Annotated in this window: 24 protein-coding genes; 11 read left to right on the top strand and 13 right to left on the bottom strand. The window is 71.8% G+C overall.

Annotated elements, in window-relative coordinates; translation table 11 throughout:
* A partial coding sequence (locus tag HCN51_RS53345; protein WP_168021476.1) for an HNH endonuclease occupies window positions 1-327 on the bottom strand: 327 nt, incomplete at its 3' end.
* A 283-nt stretch (window positions 328-610) separates the two neighbouring features.
* Between HCN51_RS53345 and HCN51_RS53340 the strand changes: the two genes are divergently transcribed.
* The 3 genes from HCN51_RS53340 to HCN51_RS53330 are packed head-to-tail and all read left to right on the top strand — an operon-like array spanning window position 611 to window position 3829.
* On the top strand, window positions 611-2668 hold the full coding sequence (locus tag HCN51_RS53340; RefSeq protein WP_168021473.1) for a prolyl oligopeptidase family serine peptidase: 2058 nt from the start codon (window positions 611-613) through the stop codon (window positions 2666-2668).
* A 10-nt stretch (window positions 2669-2678) separates the two neighbouring features.
* Window positions 2679-3482: a helix-turn-helix domain-containing protein gene (locus tag HCN51_RS53335; RefSeq protein WP_168021472.1), complete on the top strand. Its 804-nt coding sequence runs from the start codon at window positions 2679-2681 to the stop codon at window positions 3480-3482.
* A complete protein-coding gene (locus HCN51_RS53330) occupies window positions 3479-3829 on the top strand; it encodes a VOC family protein (RefSeq protein ID WP_168021471.1) in 351 nt (116 codons plus the stop codon). Before HCN51_RS53335 ends, HCN51_RS53330 begins: the two co-directional genes overlap by 4 nt.
* Window positions 3830-3835: 6 nt before the next feature.
* Here HCN51_RS53330 and purU read toward each other — a convergent pair whose 3' ends face one another.
* Window positions 3836-4690 (bottom strand): formyltetrahydrofolate deformylase, encoded by an 855-nt coding sequence (gene purU / locus HCN51_RS53325; protein ID WP_080046101.1) that lies wholly within the window; start codon window positions 4688-4690, stop codon window positions 3836-3838.
* A gap of 226 nt (window positions 4691-4916) precedes the next feature.
* On the opposite strand from purU, the gene HCN51_RS53320 reads away from it, so the two are divergent.
* Both HCN51_RS53320 and HCN51_RS53315 read left to right on the top strand, forming a co-directional pair.
* Window positions 4917-5873: an inorganic phosphate transporter gene (locus HCN51_RS53320; protein ID WP_346434143.1), complete on the top strand. Its 957-nt coding sequence runs from the start codon at window positions 4917-4919 to the stop codon at window positions 5871-5873.
* Between the two features lie 13 nt (window positions 5874-5886).
* The gene (locus HCN51_RS53315; protein WP_080047605.1) at window positions 5887-6522 is read left to right on the top strand and encodes a DUF47 domain-containing protein; all 636 of its coding nucleotides are present in this window, start codon (window positions 5887-5889) and stop codon (window positions 6520-6522) included.
* A gap of 149 nt (window positions 6523-6671) precedes the next feature.
* Here HCN51_RS53315 and HCN51_RS53310 read toward each other — a convergent pair whose 3' ends face one another.
* Window positions 6672-7628: an SDR family NAD(P)-dependent oxidoreductase gene (locus HCN51_RS53310; protein ID WP_168021470.1), complete on the bottom strand. Its 957-nt coding sequence runs from the start codon at window positions 7626-7628 to the stop codon at window positions 6672-6674.
* Between the two features lie 92 nt (window positions 7629-7720).
* On the opposite strand from HCN51_RS53310, the gene HCN51_RS53305 reads away from it, so the two are divergent.
* Window positions 7721-8695: a YbgA family protein gene (locus HCN51_RS53305; protein ID WP_346434142.1), complete on the top strand. Its 975-nt coding sequence runs from the start codon at window positions 7721-7723 to the stop codon at window positions 8693-8695.
* 11 nt (window positions 8696-8706) lie between these two features.
* Window positions 8707-9150, top strand: coding sequence for an NUDIX domain-containing protein (locus HCN51_RS53300; RefSeq protein WP_168021469.1), 444 nt, complete (start codon window positions 8707-8709; stop codon window positions 9148-9150).
* A gap of 16 nt (window positions 9151-9166) precedes the next feature.
* On the opposite strand, the gene HCN51_RS53295 is transcribed toward HCN51_RS53300, so the two are convergent.
* The 8 genes from HCN51_RS53295 to HCN51_RS53260 all read right to left on the bottom strand — a co-directional run bounded on the left by HCN51_RS53295 (window position 9167) and on the right by HCN51_RS53260 (window position 18084).
* A complete protein-coding gene (locus HCN51_RS53295) occupies window positions 9167-9970 on the bottom strand; it encodes a hypothetical protein (protein ID WP_168021468.1) in 804 nt (267 codons plus the stop codon).
* 16 nt (window positions 9971-9986) lie between these two features.
* Window positions 9987-10613 carry a TetR/AcrR family transcriptional regulator gene (locus tag HCN51_RS53290; RefSeq protein ID WP_206068970.1) on the bottom strand — a complete coding sequence of 209 codons (627 nt, stop codon included), beginning with the start codon at window positions 10611-10613 and terminating at the stop codon, window positions 9987-9989.
* Between the two features lie 105 nt (window positions 10614-10718).
* The gene (locus tag HCN51_RS53285) at window positions 10719-11864 is read right to left on the bottom strand and encodes a pyridoxal phosphate-dependent aminotransferase (RefSeq protein ID WP_168021466.1); all 1146 of its coding nucleotides are present in this window, start codon (window positions 11862-11864) and stop codon (window positions 10719-10721) included.
* Between the two features lie 53 nt (window positions 11865-11917).
* Window positions 11918-12304, bottom strand: coding sequence for a hypothetical protein (locus HCN51_RS53280; protein WP_168021464.1), 387 nt, complete (start codon window positions 12302-12304; stop codon window positions 11918-11920).
* 242 nt (window positions 12305-12546) lie between these two features.
* The gene (locus HCN51_RS53275) at window positions 12547-14274 is read right to left on the bottom strand and encodes a tetratricopeptide repeat protein (protein ID WP_346434141.1); all 1728 of its coding nucleotides are present in this window, start codon (window positions 14272-14274) and stop codon (window positions 12547-12549) included.
* A gap of 198 nt (window positions 14275-14472) precedes the next feature.
* Window positions 14473-15684 (bottom strand): EamA family transporter, encoded by a 1212-nt coding sequence (locus HCN51_RS53270; RefSeq protein WP_168021460.1) that lies wholly within the window; start codon window positions 15682-15684, stop codon window positions 14473-14475.
* A gap of 361 nt (window positions 15685-16045) precedes the next feature.
* Window positions 16046-16534 (bottom strand): GNAT family N-acetyltransferase, encoded by a 489-nt coding sequence (locus HCN51_RS53265; RefSeq protein ID WP_168021458.1) that lies wholly within the window; start codon window positions 16532-16534, stop codon window positions 16046-16048.
* A complete protein-coding gene (locus tag HCN51_RS53260) occupies window positions 16531-18084 on the bottom strand; it encodes a helix-turn-helix transcriptional regulator (protein WP_168021456.1) in 1554 nt (517 codons plus the stop codon). Before HCN51_RS53260 ends, HCN51_RS53265 begins: the two co-directional genes overlap by 4 nt.
* Before the next feature lie 274 nt (window positions 18085-18358).
* Here HCN51_RS53260 and HCN51_RS53255 point away from each other — a divergent pair, with 274 nt between their 5' ends.
* The 4 genes from HCN51_RS53255 to HCN51_RS53240 all read left to right on the top strand — a co-directional run bounded on the left by HCN51_RS53255 (window position 18359) and on the right by HCN51_RS53240 (window position 22011).
* Window positions 18359-18643 (top strand): hypothetical protein, encoded by a 285-nt coding sequence (locus HCN51_RS53255; protein ID WP_168021454.1) that lies wholly within the window; start codon window positions 18359-18361, stop codon window positions 18641-18643.
* Window positions 18644-19208: 565 nt separating this feature from the next.
* On the top strand, window positions 19209-20072 hold the full coding sequence (locus HCN51_RS53250) for a mechanosensitive ion channel family protein (protein WP_240974179.1): 864 nt from the start codon (window positions 19209-19211) through the stop codon (window positions 20070-20072).
* A gap of 10 nt (window positions 20073-20082) precedes the next feature.
* Window positions 20083-20463: a globin gene (locus tag HCN51_RS53245; RefSeq protein WP_080046090.1), complete on the top strand. Its 381-nt coding sequence runs from the start codon at window positions 20083-20085 to the stop codon at window positions 20461-20463.
* An 18-nt stretch (window positions 20464-20481) separates the two neighbouring features.
* Window positions 20482-22011 carry a glycoside hydrolase family 13 protein gene (locus HCN51_RS53240; protein ID WP_168021450.1) on the top strand — a complete coding sequence of 510 codons (1530 nt, stop codon included), beginning with the start codon at window positions 20482-20484 and terminating at the stop codon, window positions 22009-22011.
* Here HCN51_RS53240 and HCN51_RS53235 read toward each other — a convergent pair whose 3' ends face one another.
* Entirely contained in the window at window positions 22012-23175 is a 1164-nt protein-coding gene (locus HCN51_RS53235; RefSeq protein ID WP_168021448.1) for an MFS transporter, read from the bottom strand. It lies immediately after the preceding gene.
* A complete protein-coding gene (locus tag HCN51_RS53230; RefSeq protein ID WP_230465880.1) occupies window positions 23172-23594 on the bottom strand; it encodes an acyl-CoA thioesterase in 423 nt (140 codons plus the stop codon). The genes HCN51_RS53235 and HCN51_RS53230 overlap by 4 nt, the downstream gene beginning before the upstream one ends.
* Window positions 23595-23616 lie beyond the last annotated feature (22 nt).

Raw genomic sequence — 23616 nt, 5'->3', positions numbered from 1 at the left:
CCACGTGTGGGTGCCGCCCCTGGACCGGGGGATGACGTGGTCGATGGTCTCGGCCTTCTGACCGCAGTAGGCGCAGCGGTAGTCGTCGCGCCGCATGAGAGCGGCCCTGGTCAGAGGGATGCGGGACCGGTAGGGGATGCGTACGTATCTGCGGAGCCTGATCACCGAGGGCACCTCGAGCGTGCGGCTGGCGGACCGCAGCACAGCGCCCCGGCCGTCACGGTGGACGACGTCGGCCTTCTCCCGCAGCACGAGCACCACGGCGCGGTGCAGCGAGAGGGTGGTCAGTGGCTCGTAAGTGGCATTCAGCAGCAGGACCTGGCGCATCATCGGGCCTCTCCCCGCTGCGCGCGTATCAAAGGGGACATGCCGCGGCATGTCCCTCCTGTCGGCCCCTCCTGGGGCACTCGTGCTTCCGTCACGTGGACCTCCGCCGGACGGTCCAGCGGATGGTCACCACGGCACCGTCCTGTCACCAAGTTTGGCGTTTGCACCGTGGTCCCCGCCACCCCAAAAACCTCCTGCCGGAATGACCAGAGGGACTCACGGTACGTTTTATGCCCGCTCTACCAGCGCTTTACGCATGCCCTTTGGCAGTAGGGTTCCTGGCATGACGCGAGAGCCGTACCCGACTGCACGTCGCGAAGACACCGTCGACATCCTGCACGAAACACCCGTCCCCGACCCCTACCGGTGGCTGGAGGACCCCGACAGCCCCGAGACCAAGGGGTGGCTGCTCGCGCAGGCCGAGCTGTTCGGCAAGGAGCGCGGGCCGCAGCGCTTCAAGGACCGCATCGCCGAGCTGCTCAGGTCCGGCTCCGTCGGCGTGCCGGCCTGGCGCGGCGGGCGTTACTTCTTCTCGCGGCGCACCCCCGACCAGGAGCACGCCGTCTACTACGTGGTCGAGCCCGACGGCACCGAGCGGGCGCTGGTCGACCCGATGGCGCTCGACCCGTCCGGGCTGACCACGCTCGACGCGGTGCAGCCCGACAAGGAGGGGCGGCTGCTGGCGTACCAGATCTCGGTGGGCGGCAACGAGGAGTCGATCCTCTACGTCATCGACGTGGCCACCGGCGACCGCGTCGAGGGGCCGATCGACCGCTGCCGCTACTCGCCGATCGCGTGGCTGCCGGGCGGCGAGGCGTTCTACTACGTGCGCCGGCTGCCGAGCACCGAGGTGCCGGAGAACGAGGCGCAGTTCCACCGCCGCGTCTACCTGCACCGCGTCGGCACCTCCACCGAGGACGACGTGATGATCTTCGGCCAGGGCCTGAAGATGACCAACTACTACGGCGTCTCGGTCTCGCGTGACGGCCGCTGGCTGCAGGTGTCGGCCCACGAGGGCACCGCGCCGCGCAACGACGTGTGGGTGGCCGACCTGACCGCCTCGCCGATCGACCGGCCGGAGCTGAAGGTCGTGCAGGAGGGCGTGGACGCGCAGGTCGGGCTCACGTTCGGGCGTGACGGCAGGCTCTACGTGCACACCGACCGCGACGCGCCGAGGGGCCGCGTCTGCGTCACCGACCCGGCGGAGCCGGGCTACGACACCTGGCGCGACCTCATCCCCGAGGATCCCGAGGCGGTGCTGAGCACGTTCGCGATCCTCGACGACCTGGAGCGCCCGGTCATGCTGGTGGGCTGGACCCGCCACGCGATCAGCGAGATCACCGTGCACGACCTGGAGACGGGCGAGCGCGTCGGCGAGGTGCCGACGCCGGGGCTGGGCACGATCGGCGGCATCGCCGAGCGCCCCGAGGGCGGCTACGAGGCGTGGTTCGGCTACACCGACAACACCACGCCGCCCACCATCCAGCGGTACGACGCCCGCACGGGCGAGACGACGCTGTGGGCGGCCTCGCCGGGCGCGGTCGAGGTGCCCGAGGTGCGCACCGAGCAGGTGGTCTACCGCTCGAAGGACGGCACCGCCGTCCGCATGCTGGTCATCTCACCCGTCGGTGAGGCGACCGGCCCGCGCCCGACCATCCTGTACGGCTACGGTGGCTTCGGCGTGTCGATGACGCCCGGCTACTCGGCCTCGATCCTGGCCTGGGTGGAGGCCGGCGGCGTCTACGCCATCGCCAACCTGCGCGGCGGCGGCGAGGAGGGCGAGGAGTGGCACCGCGCGGGCATGCTCGCCAACAAGCAGAACGTCTTCGACGACTTCCACGCCGCGGCCGAGCACCTGATCGCCACCGGCGTGACCACGCCGCAGCAGCTCGGCATCTCGGGCGGCTCCAACGGCGGCCTGCTGGTGGGCGCCGCGCTGACGCAGCGCCCCGAGCTGTACGCGGCCGTGGTCTGCTCCGCGCCGCTGCTCGACATGATCAGGTACGAGAAGTTCGGGCTCGGCGCCACCTGGAACGTCGAGTACGGCTCGGCCGACGACCCTGAGCAGTTCGGCTGGTTGTGGAGCTATTCGCCCTACCACCACGTCAAGGAGTCGGTGGCGTACCCGGCGACGCTCTTCACCGTCTTCCAGTCCGACACCCGCGTGCACCCGCTGCACGCGTGGAAGATGTGCGCGGCGTTGCAGCACGCCTCGACGGCCGACCGGCCGGTGCTGCTGCGCAACGAGACCGAGGTCGGGCACGGCGCCCGCTCGGTGAGCAGGTCGGTGGACCTGTCGGCCGACACGCTGACCTTCCTGGCGCGGCACACGGGTCTGTAGTGTCGAAGGCATGAGCGCGACTTCGGGGCTGGCCATGGTGGAGGCCGCCCCGAGCGCCGCCCTGCGGCCGTACGTGACGCGGCTGTGCGCCTACCGCGAGCACTACGCCGAGCCGGTCACCCGGTCGGAGATGGCGATGCCCGGCTCCGTGCTCGTCCTGGCCTTCGGCACGCCGATGGAGGCGGGCGGGCAGCGGGTGCGGGCGTTCGGCGGCGGCCTCGGCGATCGTTTCACCGTCACCCGCGTCGCCGGGCCGTCGGAGGGCGTCGAGGTGTTCCTGACGCCGTTCGGGGCCCGGCGCCTGTACGGCCTGCCGATGCGGCACCTGACGAACCGGGTGGTGCCGATCTCCGACCTGCTCGGCCCGCGCGCGGATGCGTTCGTGGAGCGGCTGGCGGAGACCGCGTCGTGGCGCGCCCGGCTCGCGCTGGCCGACCGGCTGCTGAGCGAGCGCATCGCGGCGGGCCCCGAGCTGGGGCCCGAGCTGCCGTGGGCGTGGGCGCGGCTGCTGGAGACGGGCGGCCGGCTGAGCGTGGCGTCGCTGGCCGACGCGCTCGGCTGGAGCCACCGCCACCTCGTCGCCCGCTTCCACGACCAGGTGGGGCTGCCGCCGAAGACGGCGGCCAGGGTCATCCGGTTCGGGCGGGCGCTGCGGCTGCTGCGCGCGGGCACGGCCCCGGCCGTCGCGGCGGCGGAGTGCGGCTTCTACGACCAGGCGCACATGAACCGCGAGTTCCGGGTGCTGGGCGACACCACGCCAGGTCAGATTCGTCCAAGACCCGGCGGCGCCGCCCCGGCATCGTGGGCCTCATGACACGTACCGTCTACGCATTGGCCCGCTACGAGAACTGCCAGGCCGCGATCGACTTCCTGACCGGCGCGTTCGGCTTCCGCCTGCACGAGGCGTCGAAGAACGGCGAAGGCGTCGTCCACCACGCCGAGCTGCTCGTCGGCGACGACCTGATCATGCTCGGCCAGGGGAGGCCGGGCGGCCCCGGCATCTACGTCGCGGTGGACGACGTCGACGCCCACCACGACCGCGCCAGGGCCGCGGGCGCGACGATCACGATGGAGCTGACGGACCAGCCGTACGGCTCGCGCGAGTACGCCTGCCACGACCCCGAGGGCAACCCCTGGTTCTTCGGGACGTACCGGCCCTGACGGGGGTCAGCGCGGGAAGATGATGGTCTTGTGGCCGTCGAGCAGCACCCGCTGCTCGGCGTGCCACTTGACCGCCCTGGCCAGGGCCAGGCACTCCACGTCGCGGCCGATGGCCACCAGGTCTTCGGGCGAGTGGCTGTGGTTGACCCTGGCCACCTCCTGCTCGATGATCGGCCCCTCGTCGAGGTCGGCCGTCACGTAGTGGGCGGTGGCGCCGATGAGCTTGACCCCGCGGTTGTACGCCTGGTGGTAGGGCTTGGCGCCCTTGAACGACGGCAGGAACGAGTGGTGGATGTTGATCGCCCGTCCCGCCAGCTTCTCGCACAGGTCCTCCGAGAGCACCTGCATGTAGCGGGCCAGCACCACCAGGTCGACCTGGTAGTGCTCCACCAGCGCCAGCACCTCGGCCTCCTGCTTCGGCTTGGTCTCGGGGGTGACCGGCAGGTGGTGGTAGTCGATGCCGTTGGACTGCGTGAGCGGCCGCAGGTCGGGGTGGTTGGACACGACGGCGGCGATCTCGATGTCGAGGGCCTTGGAGCGGACGCGGTAGAGCAGGTCGTTCAGGCAGTGGTCGAACTTGCTCACCATGATCAGCACGCGCGGCTTCCTCGCGACGTCCCGTAGCCTGAACTCCATCGCGAAGTCGGGCGCGAGCGCGGCGAAGGCGGCGTTCAGCTCGTCCTCCCCCAGCTCCCCCGCGAACTGCACGCGCATGAAGAAGCGCTGACCCACCCTGTCGCCGAACTGCTGGCTCTCGATGATGTTGCATCCGTGCCCGGCGAGCAGGCCGGAGACGGCGGCCACGACACCGGGCCGGTCGGGACAGGACAGCGTCAGGATGTATTCGGCGGGGCTGGTCATGCCTTCACTCTCGCGGAGGTCAATGGACGATCTCTGGGCCGGCGGCCTTCCGTCGAGCGTACCTGTGACGGCGGGATGCGGGACCGTGACGGGGAACGCCGTGGACGAGTGTCCATTTTGGGTAGTTATTCGGCACTGCTGGTGGAGCGGATGCGATGGACGGGGGCGGAGTGGCCCCATCCCTCGATCGAGCGGGCCCCGCCGAGGCCGGGGCGGGATGGAGTGCGTGCTCTTGGACACTGTCGTGCTGATCGTGGTGGCCGGCCTGTTCGCCGTCGTAGCCGGGATCAACGACGGGGGCGCGCTCCTCGCGACCGGGCTCAAGCTGCCCGCGATCCGCCCGATGACCGGGATCGTGGTGCTGACCGTGCTGGTGGCGGCCGTGCCGCTGGTCACCCACCAGGTGGCGCTGACGTTCGTGACCCGGCTCGGCTCCTACAGGGACCCCGGCGGCCAGTTCGCCATGATCATCGCGGTGGTCTCCGCGCTCGCCGTGGTCGGCGTGCTCAGCGCGAAGGGCCGCCCGACCAGCTTGACCCTGGCCGTCGTCGGCGGCCTCACCGGGGCGGGGCTGGGTTGGGGGCTGCAGGTGTCGGGCGAGTGGGTCGCGCTGGTGCTGACGTTCGGGCTGGCCGCGCCGTTCGCCGGCGGGCTGCTGGCGTGGGTGCTCATCCGGGTGCTGGTCGCCACGACCACCGCACGCGGGTTGTGGCGCTGGCACTGGGCGGGCTTCCTGCTGCAGACGCTCGCGTACGCCGCCAACGACGCCCAGAAGATGCTGGCCGTGTTCATGATCGCGGTCGGGTTCACCGGCGCTCCGGTCGAGTACACGGCGCTGGCGGCCGTGCTGTTCGCCGCCGGCACCCTGTACGGGCTGCCCAAGGCCGGCCGCACGCTCGGCCGCGAGATCATCGTCTCCCGGCCCCCGCACGGCGTCGCGGCGGAGCTGGCCGCGGGCGCGGCCGTGATCGGCTGCGCGGCCGCCGGCATGCCGGTGAGCATGACGCAGGCCATCGCCGGCGGCCTCATCGGCGCGGGCGTCGCCCAGGGCGGCGGGCGGGTCCGCTGGTACGCCGCCGGCAAGATCGTCGCCGCCTGGCTGCTGACGCTGCCCGCCAGCGGCCTGCTCGGCTGGGGGCTCGCCCTGCTGGTGAAGGGGTTCGCGAGCGTGAGACTGTCATGAAGGGAAGGTGGGTGTGAAGCGGCTGCGGCGGATCAGGGACCTCATGACCGGGCGCATGGACGGCGCGCTCACGGAGGCGCTGCTCGGCCAGCTCAAAGCCACCAAGGAAGGCGCGTGGCTGGCCATGGCCATGATCGGTGGCGAGGTCGGCCGCACGGGGGCGCACGAGCAGATGCGCGCGATCGAGCACCTCGGCGACGAGGAGCGCGCCCGGCTCATCGACGAGCTGAAGACGGCCCTCGTCACGCCGATCGACCGGGAGGACCTGTTCCGGCTGTCCCGGTCGATCGACGACGTGCTCGACTCGCTACGCGACTTCGTCCGCGAGTCCCACCTGTACCGGGTGCCGGACCAGATCCGCTTCACCCCCATGCTCGACCAGGTCATCGTGGGCATCGAAGCCCTGGAGGAAGCCGTGCGGGGCCTGGCCTCCCGGCCGTCCGTGGTCTCCCACGACGCCCTGGAGGCCAAGAAGGCGGGCGGGGCGATCCGGCGGATGTACCAGTACGAGATCTCCCGCATCTTCTCCGACGAGAAGATCACCGCGAACGCCATGAAGGAGCGGGAGCTGGTGCGGCGGCTGGAGATCGTCGGCGTGGCCATCGGCGACGCGGCGGACGCCATCGCCGACGGCGCGATGAAACGCTGACGGTGGCGCCTCTAACGGGCGAAGCCGCCGCAAGGCGGGCGAAGGGCGTTCTCGGCGGGCGAGGGGCGCCTTCAGCGGGCGAGGGGCGCTCAGCGAGGGAGGGGTGCCTTCAGCGGGCGAGGGGCGTTCTCAGCGAGGGAAGGGCGCCTTCAGCGGGCGAAGGCGTCGATGCCGGTGAGCTGCGCCGACAGGGCCCACAGGCGGGCGGCCTCGCCGGGGTCGGTCGCGTAGGAGCGCACGCCCGAGCGGGCCTCCGGGTCGGTGGCCGCCTCGGCGATGTCGCAGTCCTCGCAGTAGACGCCGCCCATGCCGGCCAGCCGCGGCGACGTCGCGGCCCACACCTCGGTCGCCGCCCCCTGCTCGGGCGTCTTGAACGTGGCCAGCACGTTGCCCTGCTCGTCCATCCACCCTTCGCCGACCATCTCCTCCCTGGTCAGGTGCCGCTGCAACGGGGTGAGGATGCCGCCGGGATGCACGGCGAACGCGCGCACGCCGGCGTCCTTGGCAAGGGCGTCGAGGTGCACCGCGAACAGCACGTTCGCGGTCTTCGCCTGCCCGTAGGCCGCCCACTTGTCGTAGCCCCGCTCGAAGTGCACGTCGTCCCAGCGGATGGGCGAGCGGCGGTGCCCCACCGACGAGAGCGACACCACCCGGCCCCGGCCGCGCTCGATGGCCGGCCAGAGCAGGTTGACCAGCGCGTAGTGGCCGAGGTGGTTGGTGGCGAACTGCGCCTCCCAGCCGGGCCCGACGCGGGTCTCCGGGCAGGCCATGATGCCCGCGTTCGTGATCACAATGTCGGCGGTACGGCCGGTGGCGAGGAAGCGCTCGGCGAAGCCGCGCACGCTGGCGAGGTCGCCGAGGTCGAGCTCGTCCACCTCGGCCCCGCCGACGTCCTTGAGCGCCTCCTCGGCGGCGGCGCGGCGGCGGGCGGGCACCACGACGTGCGCGCCGGCGGCGGCCAGCGCCCGCGTGGCGGCCAGGCCGATGCCGGAGTAGCCGCCGGTGACGATCGCCAGCTTCCCGGACAGGTCGATGCCGTGCAGCACGTCGTCCGCGGTGCTCGTGGCACCGAAACCGGACCCGATCTTGTGTTGTGGCGTGGTCATGCCTCCACGCTATGAATGAGAGTGCACTCCAGGTCAAATGATCTTCTCGGGCTTGGTTGCCCGCCTCCGCCCGTACCGGCTGCAATGTGAAGGTGATCGACGATCCCGGGACGGCAGGCGCGCAGGCCGCACGCCCGCGGCTCGCGGTCTCCACCTGTCTCCTGGGCGAGCCGGTGCGCTACAACGGCGGGCACAGCCGCGACCGCTTCCTGACCGACGCCCTCGGCCCGTACGTGGACTGGGTCCCCGTCTGCCCCGAGATCGAGGCGGGCCTCGGCGCGCCCCGCGAGACCCTGCGGCAGGAGCGGTCGGACGACGGCCCCCGCCTGGTCACCCGCACGACGCACGTGGACCTGACCGCCCGCATGACCCGGCTCGCCGACCGGCGGGCCGCCGAGCTCGACGTCGACGGGTACGTGTTCAAGGCCAAGAGCCCCACCTGCGGCATCCACGGCGTGCCCGTCTACCGCCCCGACGGGACCCCGGCGGACCGGCGCAACAGGGGGCTGTTCAGCGGGATCGTCATGGCGCGGCACCCGCTGCTGCCCGTCGAGGACGAGGGCCGGCTGCACGACGCGCTGCTGCGGGAGAGCTTCGTGGAGCGGGTGTTCGCGCACGCCCGGCTGCGCGCGCTGTTCGCCGGTGACTGGCGCACCCGCGACCTCATCGCCTTCCACGCCCGGCACAAGATGCAGCTCCTCGCCCACGACCCCGCTCTCTACCGGGAGGCGGGCCGCGTGGTCGCCGCCGCCGGCGGGCGGCCCCGCGAGGAAGTGGCCGCCCGGTACACGGAGGCGTTCCAGCGCACGCTCGCCACGAAGGCCACCACGGGCAAGAACGTCAACGTGCTGCAGCACTGCCTCGGCATGCTCGCGCTCGACCCCGTCAGGCGGGCCGACGTGGTGGACGTCATCGACGCCTACCAGGCGGGCCTGGTGCCGCTGAGCGTGCCCACGACCCTGCTGCGCCACCACGCCCGCGGGGAGGCCGCGGCCTACGTACGCGACCAGACGTACTTCTCCCCCTACCCCGACGCCCTGCGGCTGCGGCACCACGTGCCCCAGTAGGCTCGGGGAGCGTGAGCGACGTTGACGAGCGGCCCGCCGCCCGCGTGATCTGCCTCGACCGCGACGGACGGGTGCTGCTGATGCACTGGTACGACCACGTCGACGACACCGAGGTCTGGGAGCCGCCCGGCGGCAGGCTGGAGCCCGGTGAGACCCCCTTGGAGGCGGCCCGGCGGGAGCTGACCGAGGAGACGGGGCTGCCCGGCTCGGCGGTGCTCGACCGGCACGTGGAGGTGGACCGGGACTTCCGGTGGCTGGGCACGCGGTTCCTGAAGCGGGAGCTGTTCTACCTGGCCAGGTTCGCCGAGGAACGGCCCCCGGTGGATCCGGGGGCGCTGACGGAGGAGGAGCGCGCGGCCTTCCGCGGCTGCGTGTGGGTCGAGGAGCTGCCGGAGGGGGTCGATCCGCCCGAGCTGGCAAGCCTCATCGAGCGGCTCGCCCGGCAGCCCGTGTGACCTCCGCCGTCGTGCCTCACGGGCCCGGCCTGGCCTTTCGGCGGGGCTTGGCGAGCCCCAGCTCCTCCTGCGTCGCCGTCATCAGCCCGCGCAGCACCCGGCCCGCCACCTTCTCGTGCTCGCCCTCCACGGACCGCCCCTCGCCCACCCGCTCCCGGTAGAGGTCGCGCTCGCGCACGTCGGTGTAGGGCAGCGCGGTCATCGCGACGATCACGCTCACCCGGGTGCCGCCGCGCGGCTGGACGGCGACGGCGTGGGTGCGCAGGCAGGTCTCGTCGGGGGCGCCGTACCAGCCGCACTTGACCGCCGACTCCGGCCAGCCCAGCGCCTCGCGCGCGCCGAACGCCTGCGGCTCCGCCACCTGCCCCATCCAGCCCAGCACCGCCCCGGCCACCGGATCGCCCGCGACGGCCGCCTGGGCGAGCACCGCGTAGGCGGCGCTGACCTCGTCGGCCGTGACCTCGACCGAGCCGAACCTGGACGGGTCGCCGTTCGGCAGCGCCCACGCCACGCCCGTGCGCTCGCGCAGGTCGTCGAGGATGACGCGCGGGCCGACGGCGAGCCACAGGTTGAGCGTGTCGGCGTTGGAGGAGATGACGACGGCCGGCTCGGCATGGCGGCGCCACCGGTCGGTGTCGGGGATGCGGGCCGCGCTCACCCACGCGTACAGGGGCTTGAGCAGGGAGGCGCAGCGCAGCCGCGTCATGCCCGAGGTGACGCTCACCGCGCGCACGGGCGGCCCGCCGTAGCCGCGTTTGATGCCCGCCGCCTGGACGCTGGCACTGTGATCAAGGCCGTCGAGCAGCTCGTTGAACCCCACGCACCCCACCGTAGACCTACGGAGGGGTTCCCCAGCGCCGTTCGTACCACTCCAGGGTCGGCGCCTCGCCCGGCAGCTCCGTGCGGCCCGGCGCGCGCAGGCCGTCGAGGGCGATGGCCAGCAGGCGCTGCTTGACCTGCTCGTGCTCCGGGCGGGGCGGCCCGGCCGCCGGGCGGCCGAACTGCTCCATGAGCAGCGAGATGTCGAGCATCGTCACGTCGCTCCTCAGCACGCCCGCCTCGTGCGCGCGGGCCACGACCTGCTCGGCCACCTCGTCGGCGCGGCGCGAGACGCGCCACATCTCGTCGGTGACCTCGATCGTGCCCGCGACCGGCGCCAGCGCGCCCGCCCTGTTGGCCACGCAGGTGCGGACGTAGAGCGCCAGGCCCTCCCACGGGTCGGGCTCGGCCAGGCCCGCCTCGGCCGCCTCCACCACCCGCTCCATCGCGATCAGGCACAGGCGCTGGAGCAGCTCCTCCTTGGTGCGGTAGCGGCGGTAGAGGCTGCCCATGCCGACGCCCGCCTGCTTGGCGATGGCCGACACGGGCGCGTCGAAGCCCTGCGTGGTGAACACCTCGTGCGCCGCGCGCAGCAGCCGCAGATCGTTACGTGCCGCCTCGGCCTGCCTGCCGCGTGTGCCCATGCGGTCAAGGATATTCAGGACGGCACGGCGGCCGGTCCCGTCCGAAGCTCAGGACGGCACGGCGGCCGGTCCCGTCCGAAGCTCAGGACGGCCCGGCCCGGAAGCTCAGGACAGGGCGGCGTCGAACCTGGCGCGTAGCTCCGCCAGGCGCTCGACCGGCTCGTTGCTGAAGACCAGACGGACGTATCGCGGCGCCACCGTCTCGCCCCACGCCGTCATGGGCGTGGCGGCGACCCGGCCGCGGTCGAGCAGGCGGGCCGACAGGCCGGCGGCCGTCAGGCCCAGCGCCTCGGCGTCCACCAGGCACGACCAGCCGCCGCCCGCCCGCACCAGCGGCAGGCCGTCGAGCTGGGCGGCCACCGTCTCGTGGCGGGCCTGGTACTCGGCGACCGCCTCCGCCACCCTCGACGGCTGCCTGAGCGCGGCCGCCGCGCCGAGCTGGTGGAAGCCGCTGGCGACGGTCGTGTTGTAGATGGTGGCCACCATGATCCGGGACATGATGTCCGCCGGCCCCGCGACCCAGCCGATCCGCCAGCCGATCATGCGGTACTCCTTGGACATCGAGCCGATGATGATCGTCCGCTGGGCGAGGCCGTCCACCTGGCACGGGTTGACGCGCGGGTGGCCGTCGAAGACGATGCGCTCCATCGCGGCGTCGTAGATCAGGTAGGCGCCGGTGCGCTCGCACACCCGGGCGACCAGCTCCCAGTCGTCACGATCGAGCACCACGCCCGACGGCATCGACGGGCTCATCAGCAGCAGGGCCGCGGCCCGGCCCACCCCGGCCAGCGCCTCCCGGTCGAGCCGCCAGTGCCCGCCGTCCACCCGCAACGGCACGAGGTGCTCCAGCGCGCCCGACAGCCGTACGCGCTGGAGCAGCCCCGCGTACGTCGGGTCGGTCAGCACCACGGGGTCGCCCGGCTCGGTGGTGGCCAGCAGCACGGGCATCACGGCCGACGTGCCGCCCGAGGTGATCGCGACCTGCCGCAGCGGGTCGTAGTCCTGTCCCGTGCGCTCCCGCAGGTCGCCGGCCACCGCCGCGCACAGCTCGGGCAGGCCGGTGAACGGCAGCCAGCTGTTGCCGGTGCCCTCCTGGAGCGAGCGCATGGTCGCCTCGACGGCCGCCGGTGGGGGCGGGACGTCGGTGTCCAGGTTCTCCATGCGCAGCACGTCCGGGTCCGCTCCGGCCGCGGCGGCCACCCTGTCGATGTCGAACGGCTGCACGTGCGCGAATCGGGAGTTGGGTCGCATGCGCACCTCCAAGGGCTGGGGCGTCAGAAGCCGTGCCTGACAACGGACGTACCTCAGATGCCGTGCCTGACGACGGACGTGGCGAGGGCGACCGGCAGCAGCGCCATCAGGGCGAGCGCGGCCACCAGCCGCCGGCGGCCCGGCGAGCCGGCCTCCGTGACGAACGCGGCCAGCGCCCCCGCTCCCGCGAACACCAGCCCGGTCGTCGCCGCGTCCGCGAGCTGGGACGTCCAGGAGGGCAGCACCTCGCTGGCGAGCCGGAGCACGACGAGCACCCCGGCCGCCGTCAACGCCACCCGCCGGCCCGGCCGCACACCCACCCGCTCCAGGGCGAGCGCGGTGCCGGCGAGCAGGGCCAGGGTGAGCGCCACGACGACACCGACGGCGGGCGCCAGACACCCCCAGTCCTCACACCCGACCCCGGCCCACGCCAGCCGCACCGTCGCCCACCACAACACACCAACGGCCCCACAAACCACGGCGGCCCGCCCGATCCGCCCCATCCGCCCCGTCCGCCCCATCCGCCCCGCAGAGTCCGCTCGCCCTGCGGCCGCTGCCGGCTCGGCACGCACCGCCGACTCGGCAGGCGCCGTCCCCTCCGCACGCGCCGTCGGCCCGGCAGGCGCGGCCCAATCGGCACGCGCTGTCGGCTCCGTTTGCCCCGTTCGCTCCGACTGCCCCGTCATATGCCTATGCTGCCATCCGCTGCCTTGGCCGCCCGGTGGTCGTCGGCCTCGGCCTCGGCGTGGCGGCCCAGGGCCCGTAGGGCGATCGCGCGGTTGGTGTACAGGTCGGGTTGCGGGTGGAGCTCGATGGCGTGCGTCAGGTCGTCCACCGCGCCCTCCAGGTCGCCCGTGGCGTACCGGAGTGCGCCCCGGCTGGCCCATACCGCGACCAGGCCGGGTGCCCGCTCCATGGCCTGCTCCAGCGCCGCCTCGGCCTCGGCGTGGTGGCCTGCCGCCGTTTCGAGCTGGCCCAGGACCGTCAGCAGGTACGGGTTCCCGGGCGCGAGCCTGAGCCCGGCCTCCACGTCGGCCCTGGCCTCCTCGTCGCGTTCGCAGCCGGCCAGCAGCCCGGCCCGGTTGACGTAGGCGTCGAGGTAGGCGGGGTCGAGGTCGAGCACGCGGCCGAGGTCGGCCAGCGCCGCCTCGGTCTGCTCCCGCACGGCGTACAGCTCGGCCCGGTTGTAGTGGGCCTCGGGCAGCGGCGGCCCAAGGCGCATGGCCTGCTCGAAGTCGGCGCCGGCCTCCTCGTGGCGGCCCAGCTTGAACAGCAGGTTGCCGCGTTCCAGGTATTGGTCGGGGAAGGCGGGGTCGAGGGCGATCGCCGCCCCGTAGTCCTCCAGCGCCTCCTTCGTACGTCCGAAAGCGGCGAGGAGCTGGGCCCGGTTGGCGAGGAGCACCATCCGGTGCTGGCGGTGGCGCTCCCCCAGCTCGCCCGCCAGCTCGATGGCCGACTCCACCAGCGTGAGGGCGGCGTCGAGCCGGCCCTGCCGCAGCTCGATGAGGGCGAGGCCGTTGCGGTCGAAGCCGAGCTTGAAGGCCCGCTCGGCGGGGTCGGGCAGGATGGTGGAGATGGCGATGGCCTCGTTGATCCAGGCCCTGGCGCGAGTCAGGTCGCGGCGGGCGGGGTCGGGGTGGCGGGCGTCGAGCATGGCGGTGCCGTACGCGGCGGCGGCGTGCATGGCGGGGTCCTGGCTGACCAGGCGCACGCGGTCCCAGATGGCGCGGGCCTCGTCGGTGCGGCCGAGGCCGCCGAGCGCGGTGGCGGTGCGCTGGGCGAAGCGCCACCAGCTGGTGCCGCCCGGCGGCGTGGCTCCCATGCCCTGCTCCCCCAGCTCGGCGACGGCGTGCAGGAACCCTTCCCGGGTGCAGCGGTCGACGAGGTGCCACAGCTCGGCGGTGTCGCGGGTGTCGGGGGGCGGCTCGGGGCCGCCGGCGTACACCATGATCGTCAGGGTGGCGGGCGGGATCCGCCGGATCATGACGTCCAGGAGTTCGGTGTCGGTGGGGTCGGCGGCGTCGGCGTTGCACACGGCGATGGCGCGGCCGGGTGGCACGGCGTCGCGGACGAACTCCGCGAGCCCGTTGGCCAGCCGCAGCGTGCGGCGGGGCGCGGGCACGAGGATGCGCTCTTCGTCGGTCAGGTCCTCGCCGCCCGTGAGCGGCGCGGCGGGTAAGAGATCGGCCAGCTCGGGAGCGGCCGCCAGGATCTCGATGTGGTGGGCGGCCACCAGCTCAGGGGCCTGCCGCAGGGCCGAGGGCGCCAGGTGCCGCAGGAGCGCGGCGGCGAAGGTGTAGGGGCCGCGCGGCCGCCGATGAGCGTCGATCAACGGCGCCAGCAGCCGCACGGCCCCCCATCGGGCGGGTGGTTCGCCCTGGACCCTGAGGTGGGACCTCTCCTCAGTCACCCCTTGTGAATGACGCTGGAGGTCCCTGCGAGCCTTGCCGTTCCAGGCTTGCGGACGACGATGCGCTTCATGACATGCCTCTCCACTTGGGGTTGAAACACCCATTATTGGGTCACCCCACCGAATATCAAGGTTTATCGCGAATAAGTGGGAAGACGATGGATAAAAAGCAGTTGCCTTTTGTGGGGAATGTCTAACCTAGGAGGACCGAAACCAACGGTGCAATCCTGTGGTATGCGTCTGATCCGATTCCTCCATCAAGTCGCACAGGCACCTGCCGAGCAGCGTGACCGACTGGCAGCAGCCGGGCCCTTGCGGGCCGTTCGCTCGGACGATGCGGGTGGCCCGCTCGATCAGGCGCTCCAGGCTCGGCTCCGCGCCGCCCTTGAGCGAGCGGGTCTGCCACGGGCAGGCGGAGGAGTCCGTGCAGGCGCTCTTGGCGATGTACGGCGCCACCCCTCTCTGCAGGTGCAGCGGATCCTCACGCTTGATCCGCTGGCTGGCGAGCACCTGGGCCGCCCGGCGGGCGACGGACAGCAGCCGGCGGCGCTCTGTTCCCCGCGCCTGCGCACGGGAGGGCAGCGCGAGCAGCATCGCCCCGGCCATCAGCAGGCCGCCGAGGACCATGCCCCACCCGAGCCGCTCGTGGAACCAGATCACCGCGATCGCGGCCACCCACAGGGGCTGGGACGACATGAGGATCTGGCTGGGCACCGCCGGCAGGTGGGCCTGGGCGTGGGAGCGGGCCAGGAAGCCGAGCGCGCACGAGATCACCGACAGGTGCAGCAGGATGCCCCAGTCGGGCAGCCCGACCGGCAGGGAGATCCCGTCACGTACGGCGAAGCAGCCCGTGAGCACCCCGATGGTGAAGAGCTGGATGACCGTCAGCGCGTAGGCGGGAAAGCCGGCGGGACGCTCCGACAGCCGCCCCAGCAGCAGGGTGTGGCCGGAGTAGAGCGCGGCGGCGGCGAGCGTGACGCCGAGGGCGAGCAGCGAGATCCGGTGCTCCTCCACCCCGCGCACCAGGGTGAAGACGGCCATGCCCGCCAGCGCGCACGCCACGCCGGCCCAGACGCGCCGGCGTACCGGCTCCTTGAAGAGCATCAGCGACAGGATCGGCGTGATCACCACGCTGCACCCGACGGCGAAGCCGGACACCGCGGACGGCAGGCTGCCGAGCGCCATGGCCTGGCCCACCTGCCCGGCCCCGAACATCAGCCCGAGCAGGCCCCCGTTGATCCACGTGTCGCGCGACAGCCCCCGCAGGCAGCCGGGCCTGATGAGGAACAGCGTCAGCGCGGCCAGCAGGTAACGCTCGGCGAGCAGGTCCTCCACCGGTAACCGGTGGATGAGATCTTTCATCAGCGGGAAGGCCGACCCCCAGGCGGCGCTGACGAACACCAGAAGCACGGCTCCCCGAAGGGGGCGGGGAGCGGCCACGACTGCCATGGTAAAAGCATGGCACTACTATTCGCAGCCTTGGATGTACAGGGAGCAGCCGGTGAGGCTTGCTTACACCTCAGTGGTAAGACCCTCACCCGCGGGTTCGTACATCCTTATCCGGCGACGCCACTTTACGGCGCCTGCGACATATCTCGCATAGGAAATGAGGCGAAAGACGTCGGGGCCGGCGACCGGAGATGGTCACCCAACGTGACGGCAGGGGCTCGGCGGTCTCGTCACGCCGAGCGGGCCCGGGACAGGTCACCGGGGAAGACGGGAGTCGCGGCCCCAGGAGGGGGATGGTTGGGGCCGTGTGGCGATGCGCGTTCTAAAGCTCCAGTACTGCGGGGGGGACCAGGCGTTTCTCGCCGTAGACGACCACCAGGCCGCCCACCTGCTCCCTGCACAGCTCGCGCCAGCCCTGACGCTCGTACAGCGCCAGCGCCGCTTCCTGGTTGAGCGTGGTGTCACCTCTGACGCTGTGGAAGCCGAGCTCCACCGCCCGCCGTTCGAGCGCGATGAGCATGGCCGCGCCGAAGCCGCGGCGCTGGAACTCGGGGTGCACCCTCAACCGGCAGACCTCAGCCGTGCCGGTGTCGACGGGTTTCAGCCCGCCCATGGCCACGACCCGTGAGCCGGTCTCCCCGACGAGGAAGTCGCCGCCGCAGCCCAGGTAGATCTCCTGGATGCGGGGGAAGTCGTCGTCGTAGTAGACGCCGTCACCGGGCACCAGGCCCACCTCGGCGAGGCAGATCCGGTGGAGTGCGAGAATGGTGTCGAGATCCGACCACCGATAGCGTCTGATCGTCAGCTTCATCCATCGCCCCCTTTCAACTCGGGTTGCTTCGTCCGCCTGAGGGCGGCCGAGAAGCCGTCCAGTCCTGGAACGGTGGCGTCCCGCGAGATGATCGCCCGTTCGAGCGCCAGCGCGGGCCGCACGATGAGGTCGGTCAGATACTCGTCGCTGACCAGATTGAGTGCCTTCGTGGCGATGGCCACCGCCTCCTGCACGTCTCCGTCGATCAGCCGGCACTGGGCCTGGTCGAGCCTGATCAGCGTCTGGTCGAGGATGTGGTCCTCGTATTTCTCCAGCGCCTGGTCGAGCACGACCTCCGCCTCGATCGTCTGACCGAGCTTGGTGAGCACGTCGCCCTGGTAGAAGTAGAGCTGCTTCTCGGTGTACCCGAAAGCGACGTCCTCCTGATCCTCGGGGCGCAGATGGGTGAAGGCGTTCCTCGCCCGCGCGAGCGCCCGCTTGGCCTGGTCGACGATCTCCTTCTTGCTCTCGCCGTTCGACATCATGGCCAGCGCCCTGGCCTCGACGACCGGCGCCATGGCCTGGGCCGGGCACGGCGTCGAGCCCGCCATGTCGCGGCTCTTCTTGGCCAGGGTGAGCGCCTCGCGGGCGTCGCCGAAGTAGAGGGGCACGAGCGACTCGCGGGCCCCGATCCACGCCCGCAGCGCGCGGTCGCCGGTCTCGTCGGCGGCGGTGCGGCCGGTGCGGAAGAACGACCGGGCCAGCCGCTGGTCACCCAGGTTGATCATGATCATGCCGGCCAGCCCGGACAGCTGGGCCGCCATCCTGCACAGGCGCTCCTGGAGGTCGATCGGCTGGCGCTGCGACATCGCCGTACGCACGGCACTCAGCTCCAGCAGCACGTCGCACAGCAGCCGCAGCGGCGCCGTGGTCGTGTACTGGCGGCCGAAGCTGACCGTGGACTCCTCCCACTGGTCGAGCATCGCGGCCGACACGGTGGAGGAGACCAGCGTCTCGTCCATCCGGCGCCGGATGCTCTCGCACGCCCCCAGCACCGGCCCCTCCAGGTCGGTCAGGTTGGCGTCGGCCTGAAGGGAGTTTAAAAGGGTGCGGCGGAGGATGTTCTCATCCTCTTCGTCCTCCGGGTCCGTCTCCACCGGCCGGAGCACGAGCTCGCGCTCCTGCGGGCGCTGCGGGCGCTCCTTGGCCTCCGCCGCGGCCACCACCCCCGGCATCCGGTGGCCGTGACCACAGATGCAGGGCGGGTCGTAACCCAGGGCCGCCGGCTCGACCCGGTAGACCGTGCACAGGTAGTGCAGGTATTCGGGCCCCGGGCGTTTCAGCCCGCTCTCGTACGCCGACAGGAGCGTCTCGCCGATGCCGGGCATCGCCTTGTTGTCGCGCTCGAACAGGGCTCGCACCTGCTCGATGACGTCGGCCAGAGCGATGCCGTGGGCCAGCCGATGAGCCTTGATGCGGCTCGTGCCGAACCCCGCCGCGCACGCTTCGTGGATCTCATCAGCGATCTGAGCCGACGTGCGCCCGGCGGCCAGGCCCTTGGCCCTGATCCGCCGGGCGATCTCCGTCTCTCTGTGCTGTCTGCCGGACATCCCGGCCCCTCTCACGCATGTCTCGACCGGTCCGCAACTGGTGACTCAGCGTAGCCCTCAAGTTGCCCTGCGCCTACCCATGACTATGAAGCAATGCCGAGTGGATGGGAACGCCTTCAACCAACCTACGGTTAAGGAACATCCTCCCCGGGACTGCTTCTTACCTCCCACGAGGGAGAAGCGACTCCCTGTGAGCGGATCCCCTCGTTGCGCGAACCCTTGACTTGAGCCATCTTTGGCCCACCAGCAACGATTCCTGAGGGAGGAACGAACGGTGGGGGACGACAACTTCGAGCACCTGGAGCGTCTCGTAGCTGAACTGGACGCACGCGGGCTGCTCGCACGAGTGGTCCGGACCCAGAACGGACGCACGTTCGTACGGGTCATCAACCCGAGCGCGACGAGCCTGTCCGAGAACGTCACCTGCCGGTCGGCAGCCGTCTCCGACATGCGCGACTGGTGGTACTGCTGGTCCTGGGGCGAGCGGATGCACACCGCCGACGACCCGGCCGGTGCCGCGACGAAGGTCGCCCGCGTACTCGCCGCCGTGGGGGAGTGACGACCCGGTGAACCGGGTGGAGCGCAGCCACCGCGGCTCACCGCAACCCACGGCGGCTCCTGGGAGCCGGCGGAGTGGCCGGTGCGGAGGGTCTCCCGCACGTCGGAGCCCTGGTCACTCCGCCGGTTCCGGCCCGCTCACCTGCGCCTCACGCGGCGGCACCGCGCCGCGTCCACGGTCCGCCCGCCCGGGTCAGCCGGGCGGGTGTTCGGGGGATCCCTCCCGGAACCGGCATGGGGCGCGCTTCCGGGTGCGTGTCCCGTCCCGAGCCGTCCGTCATCGGAGCGCAGGCTCTCTCCCTCCGCGGCCCAGAGAGCAGGCGACCCCGTCTTCCCCGGCGTGATGTGACGGCGGGCGGTTCGGTCAGCGGTATTTTTGGATCGAAACGGTCCAAGTTGCTGACCGAACCGCTTCCGGAGGGGGATCCACCATAGTGTTACTGCTGGTGACGCCGTCGCCACAACCTTCGTCGACCTCGACCTCGGTTCTGCCCGACCCCGACAAGGTGATCTCAGACGTGGCTGTGACCTGCCAAAACGATCCGGTTTGCTCTACGCTTGCCGGGATGTTGAGCAACGCGTGGTGGGCACCGCTGGTCTCGAGCGCCGTCGTCGTGGTCCTGATCGTCCTGTTCGCGTTCGTGCTTCGCAACGTCGCGCACCGGGTCATCACGCGGGTGGTCAATCGCGCGGCCACGGGTGGCTCCATCACCAGCCGGTTCCGCAAGGGGGCCGCGACCGACGGCATCGACGCGTTGCTGCACGAGCGGCGCAAGCAGCGGGCCGAGACGATGGGGTCGGTGCTCAAGCACGTCGCCTCCGTCGTCATCCTGGGCACGGCGGTGCTGACCGTCCTCGACAGGCTGACGATCCCCATCGCGCCGCTGCTGACCAGCGTCGGCATCCTGGGCGTCGCGATCGGCTTCGGCGCGCAGGAGCTGGTGAAGGACTTCATCGCGGGCATGTTCATGCTGCTGGAGGACCAGTACGGCGTGGGCGACGTGATCGACGCGGGCCCCGCCGTGGGCACGGTCGAGGCGGTCACCCTGCGCGTCACCCGGCTGCGCGATGCCGACGGCCGGGTCTGGTACGTGCGCAACGGCACGATCACCCGGGTCGGCAACGAGTCGCAGGGCTGGTCGCGCGCGTTCATGGACGTGCCGGTGGCCTACGACGCCGACGTGGTCGGCGTGAAGGTGCTGCTGGAGCACGTCGCCGAGGAGATCTGGGCCGACCCCGAGCTGCGCGAGTCGAAGATCGTGGAGCCGCCGCAGGTGTTCGGGGTGGAGCAGCTCTCCGACAGCTCGCTGGTGTTCCGCATCTCGGCCAAGACGCTGCCGTCGGCGCAGGCGGAGGTGGCGCGTGAGCTCAGGCTCAGGGTCAAGACGGCGCTCGACACTGCGGGCATCCCCATGGTCGCCACCGCCTAAGCTAGGAAACGTGACAGAGACCTCCTTTTACGACGCCGTCGGGGGCGAGGAGACCTTCCGGCGCCTCGTGCACCGTTTCTACGAGGGGGTCGCCGAAGACCCGATCCTGCTGCCGCTCTATCCGGAGTCCGACCTGTCGGGCGCCGAGGAGCGGCTGCGGGGCTTCCTGATCCAGTACTGGGGCGGCCCCAACACCTACAGCCAGCAGCGCGGCCATCCCCGGTTGCGCATGCGGCACATGCCGTTCGTGATCGGCGAGGCGGAGCGCGACGCGTGGCTGCGGCACATGCGTGACGCGGTCGATTCGCTCGACCTGCCCGACGAGCTGGAGACCAGGCTTTGGGACTATCTGGTCTACGCTGCCCACAGCCTGGTGAACTCGCCCACATAACGGGGCATGACACGCCACATGGATATCCCCTGGTGGCGTGACGCAGTCGTCTACGAGATCTATGTCCGCAGTTTCGCCGACGCCTCGGGCGACGGTGTCGGCGATCTGGCGGGGGTGCGCGAGCGGCTGCCGTACCTGCGGCGGCTGGGTGTCGACGCGATCTGGCTGACCCCGTTCTACCGCTCCCCCATGGCCGACGGCGGCTACGACGTGGCGGACTACCGCGATGTTGATCCGCTGTTCGGCTCGCTGCGCGACTTCGAGGCGCTGGTCGCCGACGCGCACGAGCACGAGCTGCGGGTGATCGTGGACATCGTGCCCAACCACAGCTCCTCCGAGCATCCCTGGTTCCAGGCGGCGCTGCGCGGCGAGGGGCGCGAGCGGTACATCTTCCGCGACACCGTCAACAACTGGCAGTCCACGTTCGGCGGCTCGGCCTGGACGCGGGTGCCCGACGGGCAGTACTACCTGCACCTGTTCGCGCCCGGGCAGCCCGACTTCAACTGGCGCAATCCCGAGGTGCACGCGGAGTTCCTCGACATCCTGCGCTTCTGGCTGGACCGGGGTGTCGACGGGTTTCGCATCGACGTGGCGATGGGCCTGTACAAGGCGGAGGGGCTGCCCGACGTGGGCGACCAGTCGTTCTCGTCGGTCTCGCCGGTGTGGGGGCAGCCGGAGGTGCACGACGTCTACCGCGAATGGCGGCGGGTGCTGGACGGCTATCCGGGGCAGCGCATGGCCGTGGGCGAGGTGTGGACCGACAGCCCCGAAGACCTGGCCCTCTACGTGCGGCCCGACGAGCTGCACCAGAGCTTCAACTTCGCCTGGCTGCAGGCCCCGTGGTCGCCCACGGCGTTCAAGAAGGTGATCGACGACACGCTGGCCACGGTGCCGTTCGCGACGTGGGTGCTGTCCAACCACGACGTCGTACGCCACCGCACCCGCTACGGCACGGCCGACCCCGGCACGGGGCTGGCCCGGGCCAGGGCCGCGCTGCTGGCGATGCTGGCGCTGCCCGGCTCCGCCTACCTCTACCAGGGCGAGGAGCTGGGCCTGCCCGAGGTCACCGACCTGCCCGACGAGGCCAGGCAGGACCCGGTGTTCTTCCAGTCGAAGGGCAAGCTGCCGGGGCGCGACGGGTGCCGGGTGCCGATCCCGTGGACGGTGGACCCGCCCTCGCACGGCTTCTCCCCCGGCGGGGTGGAGCCGTGGCTGCCGCAGCCGGAGTCGTTCGCGGAGCTGAGCGTCGAGAAGCAGGAGGGGGACGCGGACTCGACGCTGGAGTTCTACCGGCGGGCCCTGGCCTGCCGGCGCGAGCTGGTGCACAGCCTGCCCTACACCCTGGAGTGGCTGAAGTCCCCCGAGGGGGCGCTGTTCTTCACCCGCGGCCCGCTGATCTGCGCGATCAACTGCGGCACCCGCCCGGTGCGCCTGCCCAAGCACGAGGAGGTGCTGCTGTCGAGCGCGCCGCTCAAGCGCGGCCTGCTGCCGCCCGACGCGGCGGTGTGGCTCAGGAGCTCCGCCGGCGCTCCCGCCTCAGCGGGATGATCAGGAGCTTCGCCGGCGCTCCTGGCTCAGCGGGATGACGGGCAGCGAGACGACGGCGCAGGCCAGCCCGGCCGCGAAGCCGGCCCAGTAGCCGGTGGCGAGGATCAGCGCGCCCGCGAGAGGGGTGACGGCCAGGGAGACGCTGTTCTGGACGGTGTTGTGCGTGCCGAGCACCTTGCCCGCCCAGCCGGGGCCGGCCAGCTCGCCCGCCGCGAGGTAGGCGAGCCCGTTGCCGGCCACGGTCATCACCGAGGCGAGCACGAGCATGGCCACGCCGAGGCCGGTGCCGGTGGCCGTACCGGCGACGAGCAGCGCCAGCACCACGATGCTCCAGACGGTGAGCACCAGCAGGGGCCGCATGCGCAGGCCGGTCCGGTCCGACCAGCGGCCGGCCGCGACGCGGATGACGGCCCCGCCGATGGCGGCGACGCCGAAGAGCCTCCCGGCCGCGACGTCGTCCCAGCCGTAGGCCCTGACCAGGCAGTCCACGCCGTACGTGCTGACGACGACCTGCGGCACCACGTGCAGGGCGGAGGTGGCGTGCACCCGCCACAGCGCGGGCTGCCGGTACGGCGAGCCGGCCCGCTCCGGGCCGGACCCCGCGATGCCGTGCGGCGGCTCGGCCATGAAGAGCGCGGCCAGCACGGCGGCCAGCAGGCTCACGCCGGAGCAGAGCAGGAGCACGCCCGGCAGGCCGTGCGCCCGTGCCATGGGCGGCAGCGCGAAGGCGGCCACGGCCATGCCGAGGGTGAAGGAGACCTGGCGCAGCCCCATGGCGACGCCGCGCTCGGGCGGCCGGAACCAGCGCAGCACGATGCGCCCGCCGCCGACCATGGCGGCCGAGCCGGCCGCGCCCGCCAGCGCGAGCAGCACGATCACCGCCCAGGTGCGCTCGACGAACGCGGCGGCGGCGAACAGGACGGCGGCCAGGCCGACGCCGGCGCCCAGGACGAGCCGCTCACCGTAGCGGTCGGCCAGGGCGCCCCAGGCGACGAGGGCGCAGAGGATGCCGAGGGCGGGGGCGTTGGCGATGAGCCCGCCCACCGGCAGCAGAACATCGAAATGTCGCAATATTTCGGGCATGACCAGGGGCAGGCCGAACAGCCCCAAGGTGACGCCGGCGTGCGCGTTGACGCCCAGCGCCAGCATCCACCAGCGTCTCATCCCGCCGCGTAGCGCTTCAGGTAGGTCCGTTCGTGCTCGGTGAGCCGGCGCGGCGCGGCCCGCTCGACGTCGTAGGCCGCCATGACGGACTTCGCGGTCACGTACAGCCCCTCGTCGTCGCGGATCTCGTACTGCAGCGTGAACCGCACCGCCCTGATCTCCGTCACCCACGTCTCGACGCGCACGGGCTGGGCGCGGAAGCCCAGCGGGCGGCGGTAGTCGATCTCGTGCCTGGTCACGACCAGGCCCTTGAACGGCTCGTCGCCCGCGACGTACGGATCGATGCTCAGCATGCCGAAGCGGGCGTCCTCAAGGTAGTCGAGGAAGCGCACGTTGTTCACGTGCCCCTGGGAGTCGATGTCGCCGAATCTCACCGTGCGCGGGTAGATGTGCCGTTCGGCCGGGGTGCTTTCAACCACGTCCGCCACCGTACCCGTCCCG

It is taken from the genome of Nonomuraea composti, assembly GCF_012034275.1.
Lineage (GTDB): Bacteria > Actinomycetota > Actinomycetes > Streptosporangiales > Streptosporangiaceae > Nonomuraea > Nonomuraea composti.
Note: the sequence above shows the minus strand (reverse complement) of the source record. Positions and strands in the feature narration are given on the sequence as shown.

Coding starts and splice junctions, on each gene's coding strand:
- HCN51_RS53290 (WP_206068970.1), bottom strand. CDS start 10,613: ATGGGCACACGCGGCAGGCAGGCCGAGGCGGCACGTAACGATCTGCGG.
- HCN51_RS53330 (WP_168021471.1), top strand. CDS start 3,479: ATGACACGTACCGTCTACGCATTGGCCCGCTACGAGAACTGCCAGGCC.
- HCN51_RS53260 (WP_168021456.1), bottom strand. CDS start 18,084: ATGTCCGGCAGACAGCACAGAGAGACGGAGATCGCCCGGCGGATCAGG.
- HCN51_RS53340 (WP_168021473.1), top strand. CDS start 611: ATGACGCGAGAGCCGTACCCGACTGCACGTCGCGAAGACACCGTCGAC.
- purU (WP_080046101.1), bottom strand. CDS start 4,690: ATGACCAGCCCCGCCGAATACATCCTGACGCTGTCCTGTCCCGACCGG.
- HCN51_RS53235 (WP_168021448.1), bottom strand. CDS start 23,175: ATGAGACGCTGGTGGATGCTGGCGCTGGGCGTCAACGCGCACGCCGGC.
- HCN51_RS53250 (WP_240974179.1), top strand. CDS start 19,209: ATGTTGAGCAACGCGTGGTGGGCACCGCTGGTCTCGAGCGCCGTCGTC.
- HCN51_RS53310 (WP_168021470.1), bottom strand. CDS start 7,628: ATGACCACGCCACAACACAAGATCGGGTCCGGTTTCGGTGCCACGAGC.
- HCN51_RS53265 (WP_168021458.1), bottom strand. CDS start 16,534: ATGAAGCTGACGATCAGACGCTATCGGTGGTCGGATCTCGACACCATT.
- HCN51_RS53335 (WP_168021472.1), top strand. CDS start 2,679: ATGAGCGCGACTTCGGGGCTGGCCATGGTGGAGGCCGCCCCGAGCGCC.
- HCN51_RS53285 (WP_168021466.1), bottom strand. CDS start 11,864: ATGCGACCCAACTCCCGATTCGCGCACGTGCAGCCGTTCGACATCGAC.
- HCN51_RS53240 (WP_168021450.1), top strand. CDS start 20,482: ATGGATATCCCCTGGTGGCGTGACGCAGTCGTCTACGAGATCTATGTC.